The sequence below is a fragment of the Enterococcus sp. FR204 genome (assembly GCF_031143325.1).
Taxonomy (GTDB): domain Bacteria; phylum Bacillota; class Bacilli; order Lactobacillales; family Enterococcaceae; genus Enterococcus_B; species Enterococcus_B faecium.
The window spans coordinates 24682-44809 of the sequence record NZ_JAKZIW010000007.1 but is presented as its reverse complement, the minus strand read 5'-3'; the positions used below and the strand labels follow the sequence as shown (position 1 = coordinate 44809).

The 20128-nt window shown below is 39.2% G+C and carries 19 protein-coding genes and 1 pseudogene; all 20 read right to left on the bottom strand.

The window, feature by feature from the left end; genetic code table 11:
• Positions 1 to 12: 12 nt before the first annotated feature.
• Positions 13 to 1038: an NAD(P)H-dependent glycerol-3-phosphate dehydrogenase gene (locus tag RG571_RS03340; RefSeq protein ID WP_131774548.1), complete on the bottom strand. Its 1026-nt coding sequence runs from the start codon at positions 1036 to 1038 to the stop codon at positions 13 to 15.
• 43 nt (positions 1039 to 1081) lie between these two features.
• Positions 1082 to 1912, bottom strand: coding sequence for a prolipoprotein diacylglyceryl transferase (gene lgt, locus RG571_RS03335; RefSeq protein ID WP_002289570.1), 831 nt, complete (start codon positions 1910 to 1912; stop codon positions 1082 to 1084).
• Positions 1913 to 1926: 14 nt separating this feature from the next.
• Positions 1927 to 2865 (bottom strand): HPr(Ser) kinase/phosphatase, encoded by a 939-nt coding sequence (gene hprK, locus RG571_RS03330; RefSeq protein ID WP_002289568.1) that lies wholly within the window; start codon positions 2863 to 2865, stop codon positions 1927 to 1929.
• Between the two features lie 166 nt (positions 2866 to 3031).
• Positions 3032 to 3382, bottom strand: a complete 351-nt coding sequence (locus tag RG571_RS03325) for a phage holin family protein (protein WP_002289566.1) — start codon at positions 3380 to 3382, stop codon at positions 3032 to 3034.
• Complete coding sequence (locus RG571_RS03320; protein WP_002294972.1) at positions 3382 to 3702, bottom strand: PspC domain-containing protein; 321 nt, start codon at positions 3700 to 3702, stop codon at positions 3382 to 3384. Before RG571_RS03320 ends, RG571_RS03325 begins: the two co-directional genes overlap by 1 nt.
• Positions 3703 to 3998: 296 nt before the next feature.
• Complete coding sequence (gene liaX / locus RG571_RS03315) at positions 3999 to 5567, bottom strand: daptomycin-sensing surface protein LiaX (protein WP_258430290.1); 1569 nt, start codon at positions 5565 to 5567, stop codon at positions 3999 to 4001.
• A gap of 99 nt (positions 5568 to 5666) precedes the next feature.
• A pseudogene (locus tag RG571_RS03310) lies at positions 5667 to 6433 on the bottom strand (YibE/F family protein).
• On the bottom strand, positions 6430 to 7122 hold the full coding sequence (locus tag RG571_RS03305) for a YibE/F family protein (protein WP_258430302.1): 693 nt from the start codon (positions 7120 to 7122) through the stop codon (positions 6430 to 6432). Before RG571_RS03305 ends, RG571_RS03310 begins: the two are co-directional and overlap by 4 nt.
• Positions 7083 to 7460: a hypothetical protein gene (locus RG571_RS03300; RefSeq protein ID WP_002334470.1), complete on the bottom strand. Its 378-nt coding sequence runs from the start codon at positions 7458 to 7460 to the stop codon at positions 7083 to 7085. Before RG571_RS03300 ends, RG571_RS03305 begins: the two co-directional genes overlap by 40 nt.
• Positions 7461 to 7682: 222 nt before the next feature.
• Positions 7683 to 8360 (bottom strand): phosphate signaling complex protein PhoU, encoded by a 678-nt coding sequence (gene phoU, locus RG571_RS03295; protein ID WP_002289490.1) that lies wholly within the window; start codon positions 8358 to 8360, stop codon positions 7683 to 7685.
• Positions 8361 to 8372: 12 nt separating this feature from the next.
• Positions 8373 to 9131: a phosphate ABC transporter ATP-binding protein PstB gene (gene pstB / locus RG571_RS03290; protein WP_002289489.1), complete on the bottom strand. Its 759-nt coding sequence runs from the start codon at positions 9129 to 9131 to the stop codon at positions 8373 to 8375.
• A gap of 15 nt (positions 9132 to 9146) precedes the next feature.
• The gene (pstB, locus tag RG571_RS03285; RefSeq protein ID WP_002289486.1) at positions 9147 to 9953 is read right to left on the bottom strand and encodes a phosphate ABC transporter ATP-binding protein PstB; all 807 of its coding nucleotides are present in this window, start codon (positions 9951 to 9953) and stop codon (positions 9147 to 9149) included.
• A gap of 14 nt (positions 9954 to 9967) precedes the next feature.
• Positions 9968 to 10852, bottom strand: a complete 885-nt coding sequence (pstA, locus tag RG571_RS03280) for a phosphate ABC transporter permease PstA (RefSeq protein WP_104836011.1) — start codon at positions 10850 to 10852, stop codon at positions 9968 to 9970.
• Complete coding sequence (gene pstC, locus RG571_RS03275) at positions 10852 to 11772, bottom strand: phosphate ABC transporter permease subunit PstC (RefSeq protein WP_002292761.1); 921 nt, start codon at positions 11770 to 11772, stop codon at positions 10852 to 10854. Before pstC ends, pstA begins: the two co-directional genes overlap by 1 nt.
• A 114-nt stretch (positions 11773 to 11886) precedes the next feature.
• Positions 11887 to 12744 carry a phosphate ABC transporter substrate-binding protein PstS gene (locus RG571_RS03270; protein WP_002292763.1) on the bottom strand — a complete coding sequence of 286 codons (858 nt, stop codon included), beginning with the start codon at positions 12742 to 12744 and terminating at the stop codon, positions 11887 to 11889.
• Between the two features lie 335 nt (positions 12745 to 13079).
• A complete protein-coding gene (gene cls, locus RG571_RS03265; RefSeq protein ID WP_002319238.1) occupies positions 13080 to 14528 on the bottom strand; it encodes a cardiolipin synthase in 1449 nt (482 codons plus the stop codon).
• A 151-nt stretch (positions 14529 to 14679) separates the two neighbouring features.
• Complete coding sequence (gene ftsX / locus RG571_RS03260) at positions 14680 to 15564, bottom strand: permease-like cell division protein FtsX (protein ID WP_308947510.1); 885 nt, start codon at positions 15562 to 15564, stop codon at positions 14680 to 14682.
• A complete protein-coding gene (gene ftsE, locus RG571_RS03255) occupies positions 15557 to 16243 on the bottom strand; it encodes a cell division ATP-binding protein FtsE (protein ID WP_002292768.1) in 687 nt (228 codons plus the stop codon). The genes ftsX and ftsE overlap by 8 nt, the downstream gene beginning before the upstream one ends.
• Before the next feature lie 104 nt (positions 16244 to 16347).
• A protein-coding gene (gene prfB, locus RG571_RS03250; RefSeq protein WP_096948712.1) for a peptide chain release factor 2 occupies positions 16348 to 17449 on the bottom strand; the annotation gives its coding sequence in 2 pieces (ribosomal slippage) (positions 16348 to 17376 and positions 17378 to 17449; 1101 coding nt in all).
• Between the two features lie 125 nt (positions 17450 to 17574).
• On the bottom strand, positions 17575 to 20109 hold the full coding sequence (secA, locus tag RG571_RS03245; protein ID WP_002294984.1) for a preprotein translocase subunit SecA: 2535 nt from the start codon (positions 20107 to 20109) through the stop codon (positions 17575 to 17577).
• Positions 20110 to 20128: the final 19 nt, after the last annotated feature.

Here is a 20128-nt window from a genome sequence, read left to right as displayed (position 1 = left end):
ACATTCGCTCCTTCAAAAAATTGTTAATGAGAATTCATTTTCTTTTTTCCCATCACGTAACATGATTTCTTTTGCGGCTGTTTTGATTTCTTTTTGTTCATACAGCACTTCATAGATTGTTTGAGTGATGGGCATTTCGATTTCCATCATTTGGGCTAGTTCTATCGCTGCTTGGGTAGTATTCACACCTTCAACGACCATTCCCATATTGGCTAGCACCTCTTCTAGGGGCTGCCCTTGTCCTAACAAGTTGCCTGCGCGCCAGTTCCTAGAATAAACACTTGTGCAAGTAACGACTAGATCGCCTACTCCGCTTAATCCGATAAAGGTCAGCGGGTTGGCACCCATTGCTACACCTAAACGGCTGATCTCAGCTAATCCGCGCGTCATGATTGCCGCCTTTGCATTATCGCCAAACCCTAAGCCGTGAATAGCGCCAGCACCAATAGCAATAATATTTTTCAAAGCTGCCCCCATCTCTACACCGATCACATCAGGATTGGTATAGATCCGAAAATAATTATTCATGAACAGCTCTTGTGCATATTTTGCTGCTTTTGCATCTGTACTTGCAGCTGTGATCGTAGTGATGTCATGTTTCGCTACTTCTTCTGCATGGCTTGGTCCAGAAAGAACAACAACAGCTTTTCTTTTTTCTGCTGGGATTTCCTCTAACAAGATGTCAGAGATCCTTTTATGTGTTCCCTGTTCTAATCCTTTACTTGCATGGATGATCACTGGCTTTGTATTCAATTTAGGCACTAGTTCTTTTGCAACAGAACGTATTGCTTTCGTTGGAATGACGAATAGCACCGCATCTGCGTCTTTTACTGCATCTTCCATATTGGTGAATGCTTGGATGGAATCGGGTAGATAATGATCTGGTAAATAACGTTGATTCGTGTGTTGGGTGTTGATTTCTTCTACTTGTGAAGCACGATGTCCCCAAATCCGAACGTCATGTCCGTTTTCGGCGAGGACTTGTGCCAAAGCAGTACCCCAAGAGCCTGGTCCTAAAACCGCTACTCTATAATTCATTTTACCACTCCTGAAATTTTTTTCATTTTTAACGCTCTAAAAATCAGATAATTTGTTGATTTTTTCCTAATGAGCGGTCATAATCCGGTAAATTTCCTTTTTTTCTGCGCCAAATAAATAGAATCAATGTACCGACAAATAACACAGCAGATAATAATTGAGAAATACGGATCACACCTAAAAAGTAAAGACTGTCTGTACGTAATCCTTCAATAAAGAAACGCCCGAAACTATACCACATTAGATAACATAAAAGGACTTCACCTTTTTTCAAAAGGTGTGGTTTCTTTCGTAAAAACAAAAGCAAAATAAATCCAATCAAACTCCAAAGTGATTCATAAAGAAATGTTGGTTGACGATAGATCCCTTCGATATACATATTATCAATGATGAATTGCGGTAAATGCAGACTTTCTAAGAAGCTTCGCGTCGTGTCTGGTCCATATGCTTCGTGGTTCATGAAATTTCCCCAACGACCGATTGCCTGTGCTAATAATACACTTGGTGCAGCGATATCTAAAAAAGTCCACAAAGAAATAAAATGATATTTAGTAAAAAAATACAGCGTGATCGCGCCTGCAATCAGTCCGCCATAAATAGCTAAGCCTCCTGAACGGATATTGAATATTTGGATTGGATCAGCTATATACTGGGGAAGATCAAATAAAACATAATATAAGCGAGCGCCAATAATGGAGATAGGCAATCCCCACAACATAAAATCTGTCACATCATCTGCTTTTAATCCTACCCGAACAGCCTCTCTGCTGCTAAGCCACATGGCGATAATGATACCTGATACGATGATCAATGCATACCAGTAGATAGGAATCCCTACAAGCTCAAAAGCAACTCGATTGATTTGTGCTAACATATTGTCACTCCTTGCTAGTCGTTGCCTGAGTTTTCTTCAATCAAGCGACTTAATCTTTCTTCAAATGTTTTCGTTGCGTCAAAGCCCATTGTACGTGCACGGAAATTCATCGCGGCTACTTCAATGATGATTGCAACGTTTCGTCCTGTTTTGACAGGGATTTTTATTTGTGGAATGCCCACTTCCGCGATTTCAACGGTCGTGTCTTCAGAGCCCAGACGGTCGTATTTCTTATCTTTTGCCCATGCTTCCAGATAAACAGCCAACTGGACTTGCATAGAGCCACGTACCGCACTCGCACCAAAAAGATTCATTACATCAATGATCCCGATTCCTCGGATTTCAATCAGATGTTCCAGGATTTTAGGCGGTTCTCCGATCACCGTTAATTCATCTTGCTGATAAACATCTACTCGATCGTCTGCGATCAATCGATGACCGCGTTTGATCAACTCCAACGCTGTTTCACTTTTTCCTATCCCACTGTCACCTTGAATCAGTACACCTAATCCGTAAACATCCACTAAAACACCGTGGACACTTGTTCGAGGGGCAAGGCGACCATCTAAATAACTGGATAATTCTCCTAATAAACGAGAAGTTGAGATGGGAGAACGCAGTACAGCTATCCCATTTTCATTTGCTGCCTGGATCATTTCTTCTGGAGCTGGTAATCCTCTTGAAATAATAAATGCGGGCATATCTTCACTACATAATCTTCTCATGATGATCAAACGCTCTTCTGGGATCATCCGTTCCGCAAAACTGATTTCTTTACTGCCAAATAGCTGTAAACGATTATGGGAATAATAATTAAAATAACCAGTCAACTCTAGTCCTGGGCGTGAGATGTCCCCAGTTACGATGACACGGTCTAAACTTTTCTCGTCGCCTGTCACGATTTCCAAAGATAATTTTTTCACTAATTGGCTAACTTTTACAACTTCTGACATTCATGCTACCTCATTTCTATTAGAGTGTTCTCTATCATTTTATCATTGTCTAGCCAAAAGTACTACCAATTAAAAAAAACGTTTTTATTTAATTACCAATGTAATAGAAAACGCATTCCTGTTTCTAAATAAAAAAACTGCGCCGATAGTTCGGCACAGCTTTCTTTTATTTTCTACTGTTATGTTCGCTGACAATTACATTGACAAGCGACATCAAGATAGCTACTAACAACGCTGCACCGAATGAAGAAAAACTAAAATGTTCTGCTCCCACAAAAAAGGAGGTCATTTTAAGAATCGCTGCATTGATAACAAACGTAAACAATCCCAATGTGACTAATGTAAAGGGCAGGGACAGTATCGTCAAAATCGGTTTGACAAACATATTCAACACAGACAATACGAAGCTGGCAAGAACGGCCGTCCAAATACTGCTTACATGGACCATCGCAGGAAAAAGAACAGCCAATGATATGAATGTTAACGTATTAACTAAAATACGTTGAAAGTACGACATTAAAAGTCACTCCATTCGTCATCATCGATTTTTTCCGCTTCTTTGCGTTTTTTTGTTTGTTCACGAGTTTGTTCACGATAATTGTTTTTTTCATAATATGCATTGTTATGTCCATAGTTTGTTCGTGCAGAACGCGCAGATGGGATAATCAAAGCTAATAAAATGTATAAAATGATTGGACTTCCAAAAGCAACTAAGCTCAGGAATACATAAAGCACACGGATAACAGTCGGATCAATCCCGATGTATTCTCCTATTCCTGCTAAAGTCCCTGTCAAAACAACATTTTTATTGGATTTTGTCAACTTTTTTTTCATCATGTCTCACCTCTGTTCTACTATTTTAAATGAAGAAAATCGTTGTGACAACCTTCTTCTTAATCGATGTCTCTCTGCAAAATTCTCGGTCACAAATTACCATATTCATAAAACGTGACGAGCTTTTTTTGAAATTATTCCTTGTGACTCGGCGATAAGTGGCAAGTTCATAATCTCTTGGTAAACGGTGTTCAAGAGATAGCCTATCGGCAATAAGGCACAATTTTGTAAAATAGGGGAAGCTATTTTACAAAATCGCTTCTTATTGCTCAAGGCTGAACATCTCTTTCACAACCTCTTTATTTATCTGTATCTTTTAAATAGATACTTCCTGTTGTCGTTGAAAGTTGCACTTGCGCGATTTCACCATCTGAAACACGACGGAATTGCAACATTTGGTTTGTCCGTTCTTTTTTCTCACGAACTACTTCGTAATTGGACAGACGGCTATTGATACTTCCAAGACTTGTTTTAGCATGTCCTTCCAAACCGATGCCATCTGGTAAAGCGACTTTGACATTTCCGTTCACTGAACTTGCTTCTACTTTTTTCAAATTATCTTCTTTAATCGTAAGACGTACATCACCATTTACTAAAGACACAGAAAGATTTTCTGCTGTCGCACCAAATGTCACTGTACCATTTACTGTTTCGATAATAGAATCTAAGATGTTCCCGTTTCGAATATCGATATTGCCGTTTACACCTTCTACTTCCAGCATCGTTGCAGTTAATTGGTCCACGATGATGTTACCATTCGTAGATTTTGTATAAATATCTTTAGCTTCCAATGTTTCAATCATGATGTTGCCATTTAGAAGTTTAATAGCTGCGTGGTCGTATACTCGTTTAGGTAAGTAGAAAACAAGGTCTGCACGCACACGTTTATTTGGAATTTGGAAGGAGATATGATCTTCATTAACCTCAATCTGGCTCCGTTCAGAGAATGCTTCAAATGGTTCAGCACCCATTTTTCCGTAAAGTTTGATCTTAGCTTCAACTTTCACATCGTTGCTGTCCCACGTTTTTAACGTCACGTTTCCGTTTGCTGCCTTGATATCAAGGATACTTGCTGCAGGAGCTTCATAGTAAAATTCATGCTCAAATTTCGTTGTCGCAATCCCAGGGACACGTAAGCTGACATCTTTCCATTCCATGTTATCATTCACTGTTTCTGAAACAGTTTGGAATGTTTTCTTCAAGTATTTTCCTAACTGTGATCCAGCTTCTGACATTTTTTCGCCTACTTGATTCAGTGTATCTGTTGCTTGATCTTTCCAATCATCTGGCAATTCAAACTTATCAGTAAACGTTTCTTTTTTCTCAGACCATTGATTCTTACGGATATCTTTTAATTCTGCTTCTAATTTCAATTGTTCTTCTAACAGTGTATCGCCACTAGCTTCTAACTCTTTGATTTCTGCTTCTAACGTCTGACGCTGTGCTAATTCTTCTTCTGTCAACTCGCCTAATTCTTCTTTTGTATTCAGCTGCATCAATGCTTCCTGTTTCTCATTGCGTGCTGCCTTATTGTCAGCGAATTGAGCATTTACTTCATCTAGACGCGCCGAAGTTTTATTCGCTTCAGTTGCTAGTTCATCTAAGATCTTTTCTAAGTTTTCTTGATCTTGTCTTTCTCTTTCCTTTGGATCAACTGGCTCAGAAATTTCTTCTTCGCCGTTTTCAAGTTTATCGATCAATTGACTTGCCTGATCTTTTTCTTTATGACTAGCAGTTACCTTGTCTGCTTCTTTTTTTATTTGCTTTTCGTCTTTTTCAGTTGCCATGCTTTCTAATAAATCTAAGCCTTCTTCAGTCGAAAGGATTCCTTTTTTCACTAAATCTAAAATACGTTCTCTTTCTTTCATGGAAATTGCCTCCTTAAGCAAAATTGTTTGCAAGCTTTTCCTTACATCCATATTATGCACTGATTCAGTAAAAATGTCATAGGACTTAAGTTGTAACTTTTACTCCATCTTGAGTTGTTCTTTCTTTTTTGTAAAGAGATATGCTGCAGTCACGCAGGTTAAAGGAAGAACAAGTAGTGCGGACAATGTGGTAAGAATAGCCATCGTATATTCTAGAACAAATGATTTTTCATTGATCACTTGCTGAAAAGGAATGTCTAAATCAATAAACCAGAGGATCAACGCTAAAGAACTTCCCATGAATGCAAAAAGAAGTGTCATTACTGTTGACGCCAATATTTTTTTAGCAATAGCGAAACTAGAATGGCGCAATTGGTAAAAAGATAATTGCGGATTTGCCTGATATACTTCGAATGTCCCACTAGAAATTGCTACACTAGCATCTAAAACAGCACCACTAAGACTAATCAGAAGCAACGATCTCGTAAGTAATCTAAAATCAATCGCTAAAGTCTTATCTAAGCCAGATAATTCTTCTAGTTCTACGATGTAAAACCTTGGATCGCTAAAAAATCAGTGATAGGAAGCAATAGTAGGAAACAAAATAAAAAGATCAGTATACTCACAAAAGCTGCACGCATTTTTAGATTATAACCATTGATAAAAAATAAGATAACCACAGCAATCAATAAAAATCCTATGACCGACAATGCCAGTATCGGCCACTTCTGATGATAACCGAATAACAACAGGAAAAAGATCCCTAAATTGATGAATAAGCCTAAAAGAATATACATACCTTGCGTACCGCCAATAAGTAGCACGCTGATTGCTAAAATCCCAACAAGTATAATAAGTACATTCATCGTTTCAGCCTCCTTACAGTCAGAAAAAAGAGGACCGAGATAGGGATCGATAATACTATTCCTAAGCTGCCAGCAATGACGCGTAAAAATTCCAATGATAAATGCTGTTCTATCGTTTCTTTGAACGACCATTGATTTCCTAAATATAAAAGAAGCGATGGAACTGACCCACTGATATAGACGAACAAAAGGATATTGGTCATCGAGCCAATCACATCTCGACCCACTTGCCTTCCTGAAAGCCATAACTGTTTCGCTGTTATTTCTGGTTGTCGCTTAGTCAATTCTTCTAATGTCGCAATGACTGTGATAACGGTATCGAGTGTTCCTCCAGCTGTTCCAATCAGTACGCTAGAAAGAAAAACAGAACGATACGGTCGTGTCAGATAATTCAGTTCCTCATAGCGCAGTCCTTGGTCTTTCCAATGATTCATTGTCAAAAGACAAATAAAAAATGCTAAAAAAACACTCGTAACTGCAGCTGAAATTTTGATTATACTGCTTCTATTCCATCCATCTAAAGCCAATATGCTAATAATCATCCCTATAACGACGAACAGGATAGATATATTTAATAGAGAAATCCCTTCTGTTTTAGTAAAGATGAGCAACAAAAGTAAAAGTAAAACGATATTGATGATGAGACTTCCTAAAGTAAATAGACCCTGTTTTCCGCCAATAAGCAACATAGCGCCAATGAAGATACTTGTGAAGAAGAAAAGCCAGCCATCATTTTTTTTGCTACTAGCTGCCATTCATCTCCATGCATTTGGACTAGATACATTTGTCTCGCTTTTATATTTGCTGTTTCTATTTGATTTTTTTGATAAGGAACCGATAAATAAATCGATTCTCCTTTTTGATCCGTGTTCATCAGTTTTCCTGTAATCAATTGATGATCCTCTTTTATTCGTACTTTTTCTATCTCGATGACAGGTACTTCATATAAAGCGGCTTGATGCTGAATAACCCATGAAGTAAGCACACAAATAAAAAATATAGTGATGATGCTAATTTTTTTTTGCATTCTTTATCCTTTCTATGAAATGATGAAAAGGGTTTGTGACATGTTTTGTCACAAACCCTTTCCCGAATAAACGGTGTTCAAAAGCTTGCATCTGCGGTAATAAGTCCAGCCAAACGAAAAATATGAGGAGCTATTTTTTGTTTGACTGTTCTTATTACTTGATGTAGAACAGCTTTTTCACAACCTCTTTTCATAAACAAACGGCATAATCACAGCTTCAGTTTAGAAAATCTCATTGTGGTTCGTATTTAACTCAGTGATTTTCCCTGTAGCCAAGTAGACGATCCATTCACAGATGTTTGTCACATAGTCTCCGATCCGTTCTAGATAACTGGCAACATTCAAGTAGTCTGTTCCACTGATGACTGTCTCAGGATTTTCCTGCATATTTTTGATTGTTGCATTATAGATTCGATTGAAATAGTCATTGACTCTTTGATCCATATTGGCGATCGTACGTGCGTCTTTTTCGTCTGTTTTGACATAAGCAACTAGGACGTTGTCCACCATTTTTTTCACATAATCGGACATATCGGAGATCTCTTTTTCGATTTCCGGTATTCTCGTCTGCCCTTTTACGCGAATCGTGGATTTAGCAACAGACACCGCATGATCGGCCATACGTTCTAAATCCGAGCTAGCTTTCATGACCGTAATGATCATACGCAAATCAGTTGTAACTGGCTGTTGCAATGCGATCATTTCAAAACTTTTCTTCTCCAAGCGTGTTTCCATGTTATTGATATTTATATCGTTTTCGATAACTTCTTGGGCTAAGATTTTATCGTGTTTGATGTATGCACGAACTGACTTGTGCACGGCGCTGCTCACCATCATCCCCATTTCGTAGAACTGATTATGGAGATTCAGCAATTCTTCTTCAAATTGTGTACGTAGCATTCCGTTTCCTCCTTATCCAAATCGACCTGAAATATAATCTTCTGTCTCTTGTTTTTCTGGATTCATGAATATCTTCTTCGTATCGTTGTATTCGATCAAGTGACCATCTAAAAAGAATGCCGTCTTATCTGAAATACGTGAAGCTTGAGACATATTATGGGTCACGATGATCATCGTATACCGCTCTCTTAATTCTAACAGCATACTTTCGATTTTCCCAGTAGAAACAGGATCAAGCGCACTTGTTGGTTCATCCAATAAGATGATTTCCGGATTAACTGCCAAAACACGTGCGATACATACACGCTGCTGCTGCCCGCCGGATAAAGATAAAGCACTTTTATGCAATTTGTCTTTCACATCATCCCAAACAGACGCTGCCTTCAGGCTTTCTTCAACTACTTGATCAAGGACTTTTTTATCTTTTTCCCCTTTTAATTTCAATCCATAGATGACATTTTCATAGATAGAAAAAGGAAATGGGTTTGGCTGCTGGAATACCATGCCGATTTCTTTTCTTAGTTCAACAACATCTGTTTTTGGACCATAGATGTCTTTGTCTTTATATAAAACACTTCCGGTGATCGTTACATTCGGAATCAGGTCATTCATCCGGTTCAAAGAACGCAGATAAGTGGATTTTCCGCAACCAGAAGGACCGATCATCGCAGTGATTTCCCCTTGATTGAAACTTAGATCGATCCCTTTTAGTGCTTCTTTCTTTCCATAATACAGATGAAGATCTTTAGATGAAATAATTTCTTTTGTCATGTTGAGGCCTCCGTCTTAACCAAAATGACCGGACACATAATCTTCGGTTGCCTGAATTTTTGGTCTGGTAAATATCTTGTTAGTTTTGTCATATTCCATTACTTTTCCTAGATAGAAAAAGGCAGTATAGTCGCTGATACGAGCTGCTTGTTGCATGTTATGCGTCACGATGATGATCGTATAGTCTTCTTTCAAGTTTACAAGTGTTTCTTCAACCGTTCCTGTCGAAATAGGGTCCAAAGCACTTGCCGGCTCGTCTAGCAGCAAGATATCAGGTTTCATCGCGATCGCACGAGCAATACATAAACGTTGCTGTTGCCCGCCAGATAAAGCCAAGGCACTTTTGTCCAAGCTGTCTTTTACTTGGTCCCACAAGGCAGCTTGTTTCAAGCTTGTTTCAACGATTTCATCTAATTTCTTTTTGTTTTTTTCGCCGTGCTGTTTCAAAGCAAATGTAATATTGTCATAAATCGACTTGCTGAACGGATTAGGACGTTGAAAAACCATGCCAATCCGTTTGCGCATCTCATAAACATCCACTTGAGGCGCATTAATATCTACGCCTTGATACATGATTTTCCCAGTGATTTTCGTATTAGCGATCCCATCATTCATTCGATTCAACGAACGAAGATACGTAGATTTTCCGCAGCCGGAAGGACCAATCAGTGCAGTGATCTTATTTTTTTCAAATTCCAGATCCACTCCTTTGATTGCTTCATTGTCGCCATACCAGACATGTAGATCATCCGTATATAGTGCTACTTCTTTCTCTTTTGGCATGGTGATGACATTTGTTTCATTCCAGTTATATTTTTTCATTTTGCTTCTTCTCCTTAGGCTGAAGTCATTTTTCGGTATAATCGTTTGCCAATCGCACGAGCGCCGAAGTTGAACAGTAAAACAGCAATGATCAACACGGCAGAAGCGCCAGCCGAAACAGAAACACCATCAGGCATCGTGCCTTCTGTATTGATCTTCCAAATATGGACAGCTAATGTTTCAGCTTGACGGAAAATGCTGATCGGGCTTGAAACACTTAATGGATTCCAGTTCGTAAAATCTAACGCAGGTGCACTTTGTCCAGCCGTATAGATCAATGCAGCTGCTTCACCAAAAATTCTTCCAGAACTTAGGATCACACCAGTCAAAATCCCTGGTGTCGCTTCTGGAACCACCACTTTTATCACTGTTTCCCAGCGTGACAAACCTAAGGCCAATCCTGCTTCTCGTTGTGTGTAATGGACCGCTTGTAAAGACTCCTCAACTGTTCTAGTCAAAAGAGGCAAGTTGAATACAGTCAAAGCCAATGCACCAGAAATAATCGAGAAACCATACTGGAATTGAATAACGAAAACCAAGAAACCGAATAAACCGACAACGACAGAAGGCAACGAGCTCAAGATTTCAATCGACGTGCGAATCACATCTGTTAGCCAGTTTTTTCCAGCATATTCTGAAAGATAGATACCCGCACCTAAAGAAATAGGAAAACTGATGATCATCGTGATCAAAAGCAAATAAATCGAGTTAAATAGCTGGGTCCCGATTCCACCGCCTTCTTGGTAGGCTTTGGAAGGTTCGGTCAAGAAGGACCATGAAATGTGCGGTATTCCCCGAACTAAGATATAAAGTAGTAAAGCTGCTAAAATCAATACGATGATCCCCGAAACTATATATAAAACACCTGTAGCAATTTTATCTGAGCGTTTTGCGTTCATTATTTCAGCTCTCCTTTCTTCCCAATCATACGGATCACGATATTAAAGAATAATGACATCAATAGCAAGATCAGCGCTAATGACCATAACACATTATTTTCAACTGTTCCCATGATTGTATTTCCGATTCCCATTGTTAAGATGGACGTCAATGTAGAAGCAGGAGTAGTAAGTCCTGTTGGCATCAATGCTGCATTACCGATGACCATTTGGATAGCTAAGGCTTCACCAAACGCACGAGCCATACCAAAAACGACTGCTGTTAAAATCCCGGGCACGGCTGCTCGTAGCACGACTTTGTAGATTGTTTGCCATCTTGTGGCACCAAGCGCTAATGAAGCTTCCCGATAGTGCCGTGGTACTGCCTTTAATGCATCAACAGTCATCGTTGTGACAGTCGGCAAGATCATAACGAACAACACAAATGTACCAGCTAAGATACCAAACCCTGTCCCGCCAAAAATACTTCTGACAAAAGGCACGATAACTGATAAACCGATAAAACCATAAACGACAGAAGGAATACCTACAAGCAGCTCGATGACCGGCTGTAAGATCTTCGTTCCGTTTTTAGGAGAGATCTCCGTCATGAATACTGCTGCACCAATGGCAAATGGCGTGGCAACGATAGCAGATAAAAAGGTCACAATAAACGAACCTGTGATCATAGGCAATGCCCCTACCATTGGTTTCCCATTTGCTCCGATTTGGCTTGGATTCCAATCTGTACCAAACAGAAAATCAAATACATTGATCTTATCAGTAAAAAAGGTGGCCAATCCTTTACTAGCTACAAAATAAAAAATAGATAATACAACCAACACGATCAGCGCGATACATAAAAAACTGATGAATTTTCCACGCTGTTCCATTTTTGAACGTTTTGATTTTGTTAATAATACTTTTTTCACATCTTCCACAGATGACTCCCCCTTAATCAGGTTTAACATACTCACTCAGTGTACAAATTGAACATCAATTTGGTTTTAATAACATGTAAAAGTTTAGCTAAGTTTGTAAATTTTGTGTAAAGATTACTCTTTAACGATATTTCCTTGCCAATCACGTTCGACTTTCATATGAGAAACAGGGATATAACCTAGTTCTCCAACGATGTTATCTTGTACTTCATCAGATAAGATATAGTCTAAAAATTCTTTTGTCAGTTTTTTTGGATGATCTCTTGTGTACATATGCTCATATGCCCAAATCGTCCATTTGTTCGTTGTCACATTTTCATCTGTCGGTTCTACACCGTTAACATTCAACGTATCTACATCATCGGAAACATAAGAAAAAGCAACATAGCTGATTGCACCGGGTGTGTCGGCAACGATCTGGCGCACCATTCCGCTTGAATCTTGTTCTTGTGCCTGAACAGCTGTTTCTCCGTCCAATACCCATTTTTCAAACGTGCTACGGGTTCCGCTTCCTGAAGCGCGGTTCAATATAACTACTGGCTGATCTTTTCCACCGACTTCACTCCAGTTTTTGATCTCGCCTGTAAATAGTTTTTTCAGGTTTTCCATACTGATGTCTTTTACGCCAATATCCTTGTTCACAATAGGAGTGATCCCAACAACTGCTACTCGATGATCGACTAATGCTGAGGCATCGATCCCCGATTTTTCTTCCGCAAACAAATCAGAGTTTCCGATGTCGACTGCTCCTGACTGTACTTGAGACAAACCAGTTCCGCTTCCGCCCCCTTGTACATTGATGAATTTTCCAGGATTTTCTGTCTGGTAAGTTTCAGCAACTGTTTCTACTAAAGGCTGTAAAGCAGAAGAGCCAACAGCCGTAATGGATTCTCCTCGATCAATCCACTTTGAACAGCCTGATAAAAGAATAGCTAATCCTATTATTGGTAAGAATAATTTAAGTTTTTTCATTAGAAATCTCCTTTAATCCTAAAGTATGTTTATTTTATCATTTTCATTACTTGATGAAAACGAATCAAAATCATTAAATAACAAAATAAATTCTCATAATTGTAAAAAAACTATCTCATTAAAAGTTTCTATGCTATACTGGCTTTGAAATGTGTCTCTTTTAATAGCATATATTAGCTTATTTCTTGCTTTCCCCAAAAAACAAGAGATACCCCAAAGTTAATTTCGCTCATGCGAGACGCTTTCTCCATTTCTGACGTACTCTCAGAAATGGCCCCGTTAGAAAAGGACACGAGATCTCCATCTGTTGATGGTTCTCATGTCCTTTTTGTGTTTTAAAGGAGCGGCGAAATCAATCTTGCTAATCCTTCTTTCATCTTGATGATTATTCCTCGGTTTTCATACATTTCTTTTGTGAGATGCGTAGAAATTTTCGAGTCTTCAAAAAAAGCTTTTCTTACACGTGAAGCCATTCGTTCATCATAAATCAGTGTATTGACCTCAAAGTCCAAGCGAAATGAACGAACATCGATATTTGCTGAGCCAACTGAAACAATGCCACCATCAATAATCATCGTCTTTGCATGAATAAATCCATTCTCATATGTTTCGATCCTTGCTCCATACTCGATCAGCTCTGCAGCGAAAGAATACGTTGCCCAGTAAACGAGAAGATGATCTGGTTTGTTAGGTATTTGGATATGAACTTTTACGCCTGAAAGAAGAGCCAACTTCAGTGCTTCATGAATCGATCCATCCGGTATGTAATAAGGCGTTTGGATCAATATCTCCCGTTTGGCTAACGAAATCATTTTCAAATAAGTCATTTTGATTTGTTCATGTTCGGTATCTGGTCCGCTTGTCACGATTTGAACAGCTATATCACCAGTAGTGTGAATGGACGGAAAAAATTTGGGAGAATAGCCTACTTCTTTTGTATGCTGAGAATTCCAGTCCATCAAAAAACGGTTTTGCAAGGTATACACCGCTTCTCCGTAAATACGCAAATGATTGTCTCGCCAATAACCAAATTTCTTTACCAATCCTAGATATTCGTTTCCAACATTGAACCCACCTGTATATCCGATTTTCCCATCAATAACTACGATTTTACGATGATTACGATAATTGATCCGAGGATTAATATACGGAACAAATAGAGGAAAGAAAAATGCGATTTCTCCGCCTGCTTTTTTCAAATTCTGAAAAAAGCTGGAAGAAACTTGTGTGGAACCCCATGCATCAAGAAGGACTCTGACTTTTACCCCTCGTCTTGCCGCCTCTGTCAATGCATCTCGAACTTCTTCACCTAATGCATCACTGCGATAAATATAATACTGGAAGTGGATATGGTCTTCTGCTTGCTTGATATCTTCAATCAGCGCATCGAATTTTTCACGACCATCTGTAAATAAAGTGATTTCATTTTTAGTCGTATAGAGCGTACTTTCAAATACCGTGAGCATATAGATCAATTGTTTCACATCTACTTGTCCAGTAGGCGGATGAGGATAAAGCCCTCGCATCAATGCCTGTTTGTCTTCTTCAATTTCCAGGTTCTTACCGATTTTCCCTTGGATCTTCAAATCAAAGATTTTCTCTTTGGAAATCCCTCTTCCTAAAAAAATATATAAAATAAATCCTACAACTGGAATGAACATCAAAACGAGCAGCCATGCCCATGTTTGAGCAGTTTCCTTTCTTTCTCGAAAAACGATGATAAAGGAAAGCAAAATATTCATAATCAAAAGGATCGTAAAAAAATTGTCAACGATAATTTTCACGGCTTCACCTCTTCTTCTACCAACTTAAGAATACCCAAGTTGTTTTTTAAAGTAAAGGGAAAAAAGCCGCTTCCTTCTATTCTCCTAGCCAATAAAAAAAGAAAGCTGGAACGAAACTGTCCAACTTTCTCATTTTATTTATATTGTGGTATTAGAATTTCAAGAAACGTCTCATAGAAATGATCGAGCCAAGTGAACCAATGATCACACCAATGCCGACCATTAAAAGATTGATTTTCCAAACGATATTTTGTGGATGAATCAATGAATAATGGGAACGTAATAATGATGGATTGATCAATTGGAAAAACCATGCATAACCAAATGTGATGATCAAAATCGGAAGAATCGCACCGATCAGACCGATCCAGCCACCTTCAAGAAAAAACGGCCAGCGAATATATCCATTTTTTGCACCGACTAAACGCATGATTTGAATTTCACGCTGTCTAGACAAAATCGTGATCCGAATCGTGTTCGAAATGAGAAACATCGCTACGAACAGCAGCAATGCCGCTGCAACTAATCCCCATGTCCGAACTGCACCAGCGATTTGGAAAATCCGATCTGAGGAAGCTCCACCGTAATCAGAACGAGAAACATTCTTCAAATCTGCTGCTTCTTCTGCTACTTGTTTTGTATAAGAAGGATCAGTAGCACTTACTACATACACATCATATAACGGGTTATTGTCACCTTCAAACAATTTCCAGGAATCACCCATTTCGTTTTGGATTTTTTTCAATTCCTGTTCTTTGCTTGAAAATTCAACTTTTTTAACATGATCTAAGTCATTCAATTCTTTTTCTAGCTTTTTCATCTCTTCGTCTTTTGTACCGATATCTACGAATACAGATACATCAACGTCTCCTTCTATATCCTGAGCTAATTTAGTTGCATTCATGATAACTGCCATGAATACACCGACTAAAGTCAACGTGATCGTTACCGCACTGACTGAAGCAACTGTCATCCAGCCGTTACGTTTCAAACTCTTGATACTTTCTAATAAATGGCGGAAAAAGGTTCTAATCATCGTATCCATATTCCCCTTCCGCTTGATCTCGAATAATGCGGCCGTTTTCGATAGCAATTACTCGGTGCCGAATCGTATTTACGATCGTACTGTTATGTGTAGCCATCACGACAGTAGTTCCTTGGGCATTGATCCGATCTAATAATTTCATGATTTCCCATGAGTTTTCTGGATCCAGATTTCCTGTCGGTTCATCCGCGATAAGTACTTTAGGCGTATTCACGATTGCCCGAGCAATAGAGACACGTTGCTGTTCCCCACCGGATAATTCGCTAGGAAAGACTCGAACTTTGTGTTTCAAACCAACAAGGTCCAGCACTTCCATTACTCGTTTTTTGATATCTCGAGGTTTTCTGCCGATAACTTGCATAGCGTACGCAACATTTTCATATACTGTTTTTCTTGGTAATAATTTATAGTCTTGGAACACCACGCCGATTTCTCTGCGTAGATAAGGAACTTCGCGGTTTTTGATTGCTATTAGATCATGACCTGCGACGTTCAAAGTCCCTTTTGAAGCTTTTTCTTCTCGATACATCAATTTGATGAATGTAGATTTACCGGCTCCAGACGGACCAACCACATAGACAAACTCTCCTTGTTCGATGACAATCGAGAGATTGCGGATAGCGGTCGTACCATTTGAGTACTTCTTCATTACATCCTTCATTTCAATCATGGCGTTCTCTCCATATCTTTTTCAGTCTTTAGCTATTATAGCATGGCAATGTTTCAACATGCTTGCAAAATCTTACAATTTTATTTCAATTTAACAATGGGTTCTTATTGTAGATGCATTTTTAAATAGCCGTCAATAAATAAATCAAGGTCACCGTCCATAACTGCTTGGACATTTCCTGTCTCTACGTTTGTCCGATGGTCTTTTACCATAGAATAGGGATGGAAAACATAAGAACGGATCTGTGAACCCCAGCCGATTTCTTTTTGTTCTCCTCGAAGTGCAGCTGCTTCTTGTTCTTTCTTTTCCACTTCTAATTGATAAAGCTTAGCTTTTAACATCCCCATCGCTTGCTCACGGTTTTTCAATTGTGAGCGTTGTGCCTGACTAGCTACTACTGTTCCTGTAGGCAAGTGAGTGATCCGTACAGCAGATTCTGTTTTATTGATGTGCTGACCACCTGCACCACTTGCTCGGTACGTATCGATTTTCAAATCATCTGGATTGATTTCTATATCGATCGTTTCATCAAGCTCTGGCATCACATCTACCGAACAAAAAGAAGTATGACGTCGTTTCGCTGAGTCAAAAGGCGAAATCCGTACAAGGCGATGAACACCTTTTTCTGATTTTAGATAACCAAAAGCGTTATGTCCTTTAATCAGCAGGGTCACACTCTTGATCCCTGCTTCATCACCTGCTTGATAATCTAGTGTTTCTACTTGATAGCCATGCTGCTCTGCCCAACGTGTATACATACGTAAAAGCATGCTGCCCCAGTCTTGGGACTCCGTTCCGCCAGCCCCTGGATGCAATTCGACGATCGCATTGTTTCGATCATAAGGTCCGTCTAACAGCATAGATAATTCATACGTCTTCATTTTTTCATCTAATGCATTGATACGTGTTTCTGCTTCTTCTTGCATTGCTGCATCAGGTTCTTCTTGCAGCATCTCCACCATCAATTCGATTTCTTCTAGTTCTTCGGCAAGAGAATGGAATTGGTCATAAGTTTCTTTATTAGCGTTATTTTCACTGATCACTTTTTGTGCGGCTTCGCTGTCATCCCAAAAACCAGGTTCAGCCATTTTTGCTTCTGCTTCCGCGATGTCTTCTTCCAGCTGATCTAAGTCAAAGAGACCTCCTGAAACTTGTGACCTTTTCCTGCATTTCTGTCAGGAGATTTCGAATTTCGGATATTTCCATGTTTTTTCCTTCTTTCACTATACTTTTTTCATTATATCTAGTCTAACAGAATCAGCAAATAACAGAAAGAAGGTGAGACGAATTCTTAAAAAAAGAATTTGTCTCACCAATCCTGCTGTCAGAAATTAGTTTGCATTTTTTCCATGACAGTTCTTATATTTTTTCCCGCTTCCACAAGGACAAGGATCATTTCTTCCGACCTTGTTCACATGGATTGGCTGTTTTTTCGCGCTAGTATTACTATTTTCTTTGGCATCTCCGTCTTCTGAGTGAGAAGCTGTTCCTTGAGAAACCTGTTCACGCTGTACGTTTTGACGGATCTCAGCTTTCATAAAGATTCGAGTGACTTCATACTCGATGGCGCCTACCATATCTTCAAACATCTTATAGCCTTCTGTTTGATATTCGACTAATGGATTGTTCTGTCCATAAGCACGTAAGCCGATTGACTGACGTAATTGATCCATTGCATCAATATGGTCTGTCCATTTAGAGTCCACAACACGCAAGATCACGACTTTTTCAAATTCCAACAGTTGCTCTGGACCATTTAGTTGAGCCGCTTTGGTATTAAATACTTCTTGTGCTCGTTCGTTTAGATACTCTTTGATCTCCTGAGATGTTTTTCCTTCGATATCTGCAAGAGTAATACTATCTTCATGGACAAGAGTACTGCCGGCAAAATCGATGATACTTTCCAAATTCCAATTTTCTTTCTCTAATTGTGTATGCGCATCTACTACACGACTGATTGTCCGTTTGACCATGTTCATTAGTGGCTTGGATAAGCTTTTTTCTTCCATGATTACTTCTTGTCGCTGTTTATAGATTACTTCACGTTGTTCACGCATCACATCATCGTATTGTAAGACGTTTTTACGTGTGTCATAGTTATTTCCTTCTACACGTTTTTGTGCAGATTCTACTTGTTTCGTCAGCATCTTGCTTTGGATAACAGCATCTTCCTCACCGATCTTCATCCGATCTAAGAAAGCTTTGATTCGTTCTGAACCGAATCGTTTCATCAAATCATCTTCCAATGACAAGTAGAACTGTGACATACCAGGGTCTCCTTGACGTCCTGCACGTCCTCGAAGCTGGTTATCGATACGACGAGATTCATGTCGTTCTGTCCCGATAACTGCTAGACCACCAAGTTCTCTTACCCCAAGTCCTAACTTGATATCTGTTCCCCGACCAGCCATGTTGGTAGCAATCGTCACAGCACCTTTTTGACCAGCATTCATGATGATCTCTGCTTCTTTAAAGTGATTTTTCGCATTCAGCACTTCATGAGGAATACGTTCTTGATTCAGCATATCTGATAATAACTCAGATGTTTCAACCGCAACAGTTCCGACTAACACAGGTTGACCTTTGCGGTAGCGATCTTTGATATCTTGCACGACAGCGTGGAACTTGCTTTGTAATGTTGGGTAAAGCAAATCTGGACGATCATCACGGATAACCGGACGATTTGTCGGAATCTGGTATACTTGGATGTTATAAATTTCTCTGAATTCTTCTTCTTCTGTTTTAGCTGTACCAGTCATTCCCGCAAGTTTCTTGTACATACGGAAATAGTTCTGGAAAGTGATCGTCGCCATGGTTTTCGTTTCGTCTTCGATCTCTACGCCTTCTTTAGCTTCGATTGCTTGGTGAAGTCCATCTGAATAACGGCGTCCATCCATGATCCGACCAGTGAACTGGTCAACAATCAGTACTTTTCCGTCTTGGACAACATAATCGATATCTAAAAGCATGATATAGTTGGCTCTCAATGCTTGATCCAAGTGATGGGTCAATGCAGTATTTTCAATGTCGTATAAGTTATCCAAACCGAATGTTTCTTCTGCTTTTTCGATCCCTGCTTCGGTTAAACTGATTGTTTTTGATTGTACATCGATTTTATAATCTTCTTCTTCTTTCAAACGTTTCACGAAGTTGTCTGCTCTTGTATATAAAGCTGTGGATTTTTCTGCTTGCCCTGAAATGATCAGCGGCGTTCTCGCTTCATCAATCAAGATTGAGTCAACTTCATCGACAATGGCATAATTCAGCGGACGTTGTACCATTTGATGGCGGTAAACGACCATATTGTCTCTCAAGTAGTCAAATCCTAATTCATTATTCGTACTATAAGTGATATCACAATTATAAGCCTCGCGTTTTTCATCCGAAGATTTTGAGTTGATATTCAACCCCACTGTTAATCCTAAGAAATTATAAAGTTCGCCCATTTCCGTCGAGTCACGGGTTGCTAAATATTCATTGACGGTAACTACGTGTACCCCTTCGCCAGTCAGAGCATTTAGATATACTGGCATCGTTGCGGTCAAGGTTTTACCTTCACCAGTACGCATTTCAGGGATATTTCCATCGTGAAGTACGATTCCACCCATCAATTGTACGTGGTATGGATATAAACCTAATACACGTTTTGCTGCTTCTCGGACGACTGCAAAAGCTTCCGGAAGTAATTGATCTAATGTTTCTCCTTTTTGGTATCTGCCCTTGAATTCAGCAGTTTTTGCCTGTAATTGTTCATCAGTTAATGCTGCCATTTGGTCAGCGTATGCTTCAACTTTTTTTGCAATGCTATCTAAACGTTTTAGTTCTTTCTTATCGTTTTCGATAAGTGAACGAATCAAATTGGCCATGCGTTGTGTAATCTCCTTT

Coding starts and splice junctions, on each gene's coding strand:
- ftsX (WP_308947510.1), bottom strand. CDS start 15,564: ATGATTAGAACCTTTTTCCGCCATTTATTAGAAAGTATCAAGAGTTTG.
- RG571_RS03325 (WP_002289566.1), bottom strand. CDS start 3,382: ATGTCGTACTTTCAACGTATTTTAGTTAATACGTTAACATTCATATCA.
- secA (WP_002294984.1), bottom strand. CDS start 20,109: ATGGCCAATTTGATTCGTTCACTTATCGAAAACGATAAGAAAGAACTA.
- pstA (WP_104836011.1), bottom strand. CDS start 10,852: ATGAACGCAAAACGCTCAGATAAAATTGCTACAGGTGTTTTATATATA.
- liaX (WP_258430290.1), bottom strand. CDS start 5,567: ATGAAAGAAAGAGAACGTATTTTAGATTTAGTGAAAAAAGGAATCCTT.
- pstB (WP_002289486.1), bottom strand. CDS start 9,953: ATGAAAAAATATAACTGGAATGAAACAAATGTCATCACCATGCCAAAA.
- RG571_RS03340 (WP_131774548.1), bottom strand. CDS start 1,038: ATGAATTATAGAGTAGCGGTTTTAGGACCAGGCTCTTGGGGTACTGCT.
- ftsE (WP_002292768.1), bottom strand. CDS start 16,243: ATGATTGAAATGAAGGATGTAATGAAGAAGTACTCAAATGGTACGACC.
- lgt (WP_002289570.1), bottom strand. CDS start 1,912: ATGTTAGCACAAATCAATCGAGTTGCTTTTGAGCTTGTAGGGATTCCT.
- RG571_RS03320 (WP_002294972.1), bottom strand. CDS start 3,702: ATGATGAAAAAAAAGTTGACAAAATCCAATAAAAATGTTGTTTTGACA.
- RG571_RS03270 (WP_002292763.1), bottom strand. CDS start 12,744: ATGAAAAAACTTAAATTATTCTTACCAATAATAGGATTAGCTATTCTT.
- hprK (WP_002289568.1), bottom strand. CDS start 2,865: ATGTCAGAAGTTGTAAAAGTTAGCCAATTAGTGAAAAAATTATCTTTG.
- RG571_RS03305 (WP_258430302.1), bottom strand. CDS start 7,122: ATGTTGCTTATTGGCGGAAAACAGGGTCTATTTACTTTAGGAAGTCTC.
- RG571_RS03300 (WP_002334470.1), bottom strand. CDS start 7,460: ATGCAAAAAAAAATTAGCATCATCACTATATTTTTTATTTGTGTGCTT.
- phoU (WP_002289490.1), bottom strand. CDS start 8,360: ATGCTACGTACACAATTTGAAGAAGAATTGCTGAATCTCCATAATCAG.
- pstB (WP_002289489.1), bottom strand. CDS start 9,131: ATGACAAAAGAAATTATTTCATCTAAAGATCTTCATCTGTATTATGGA.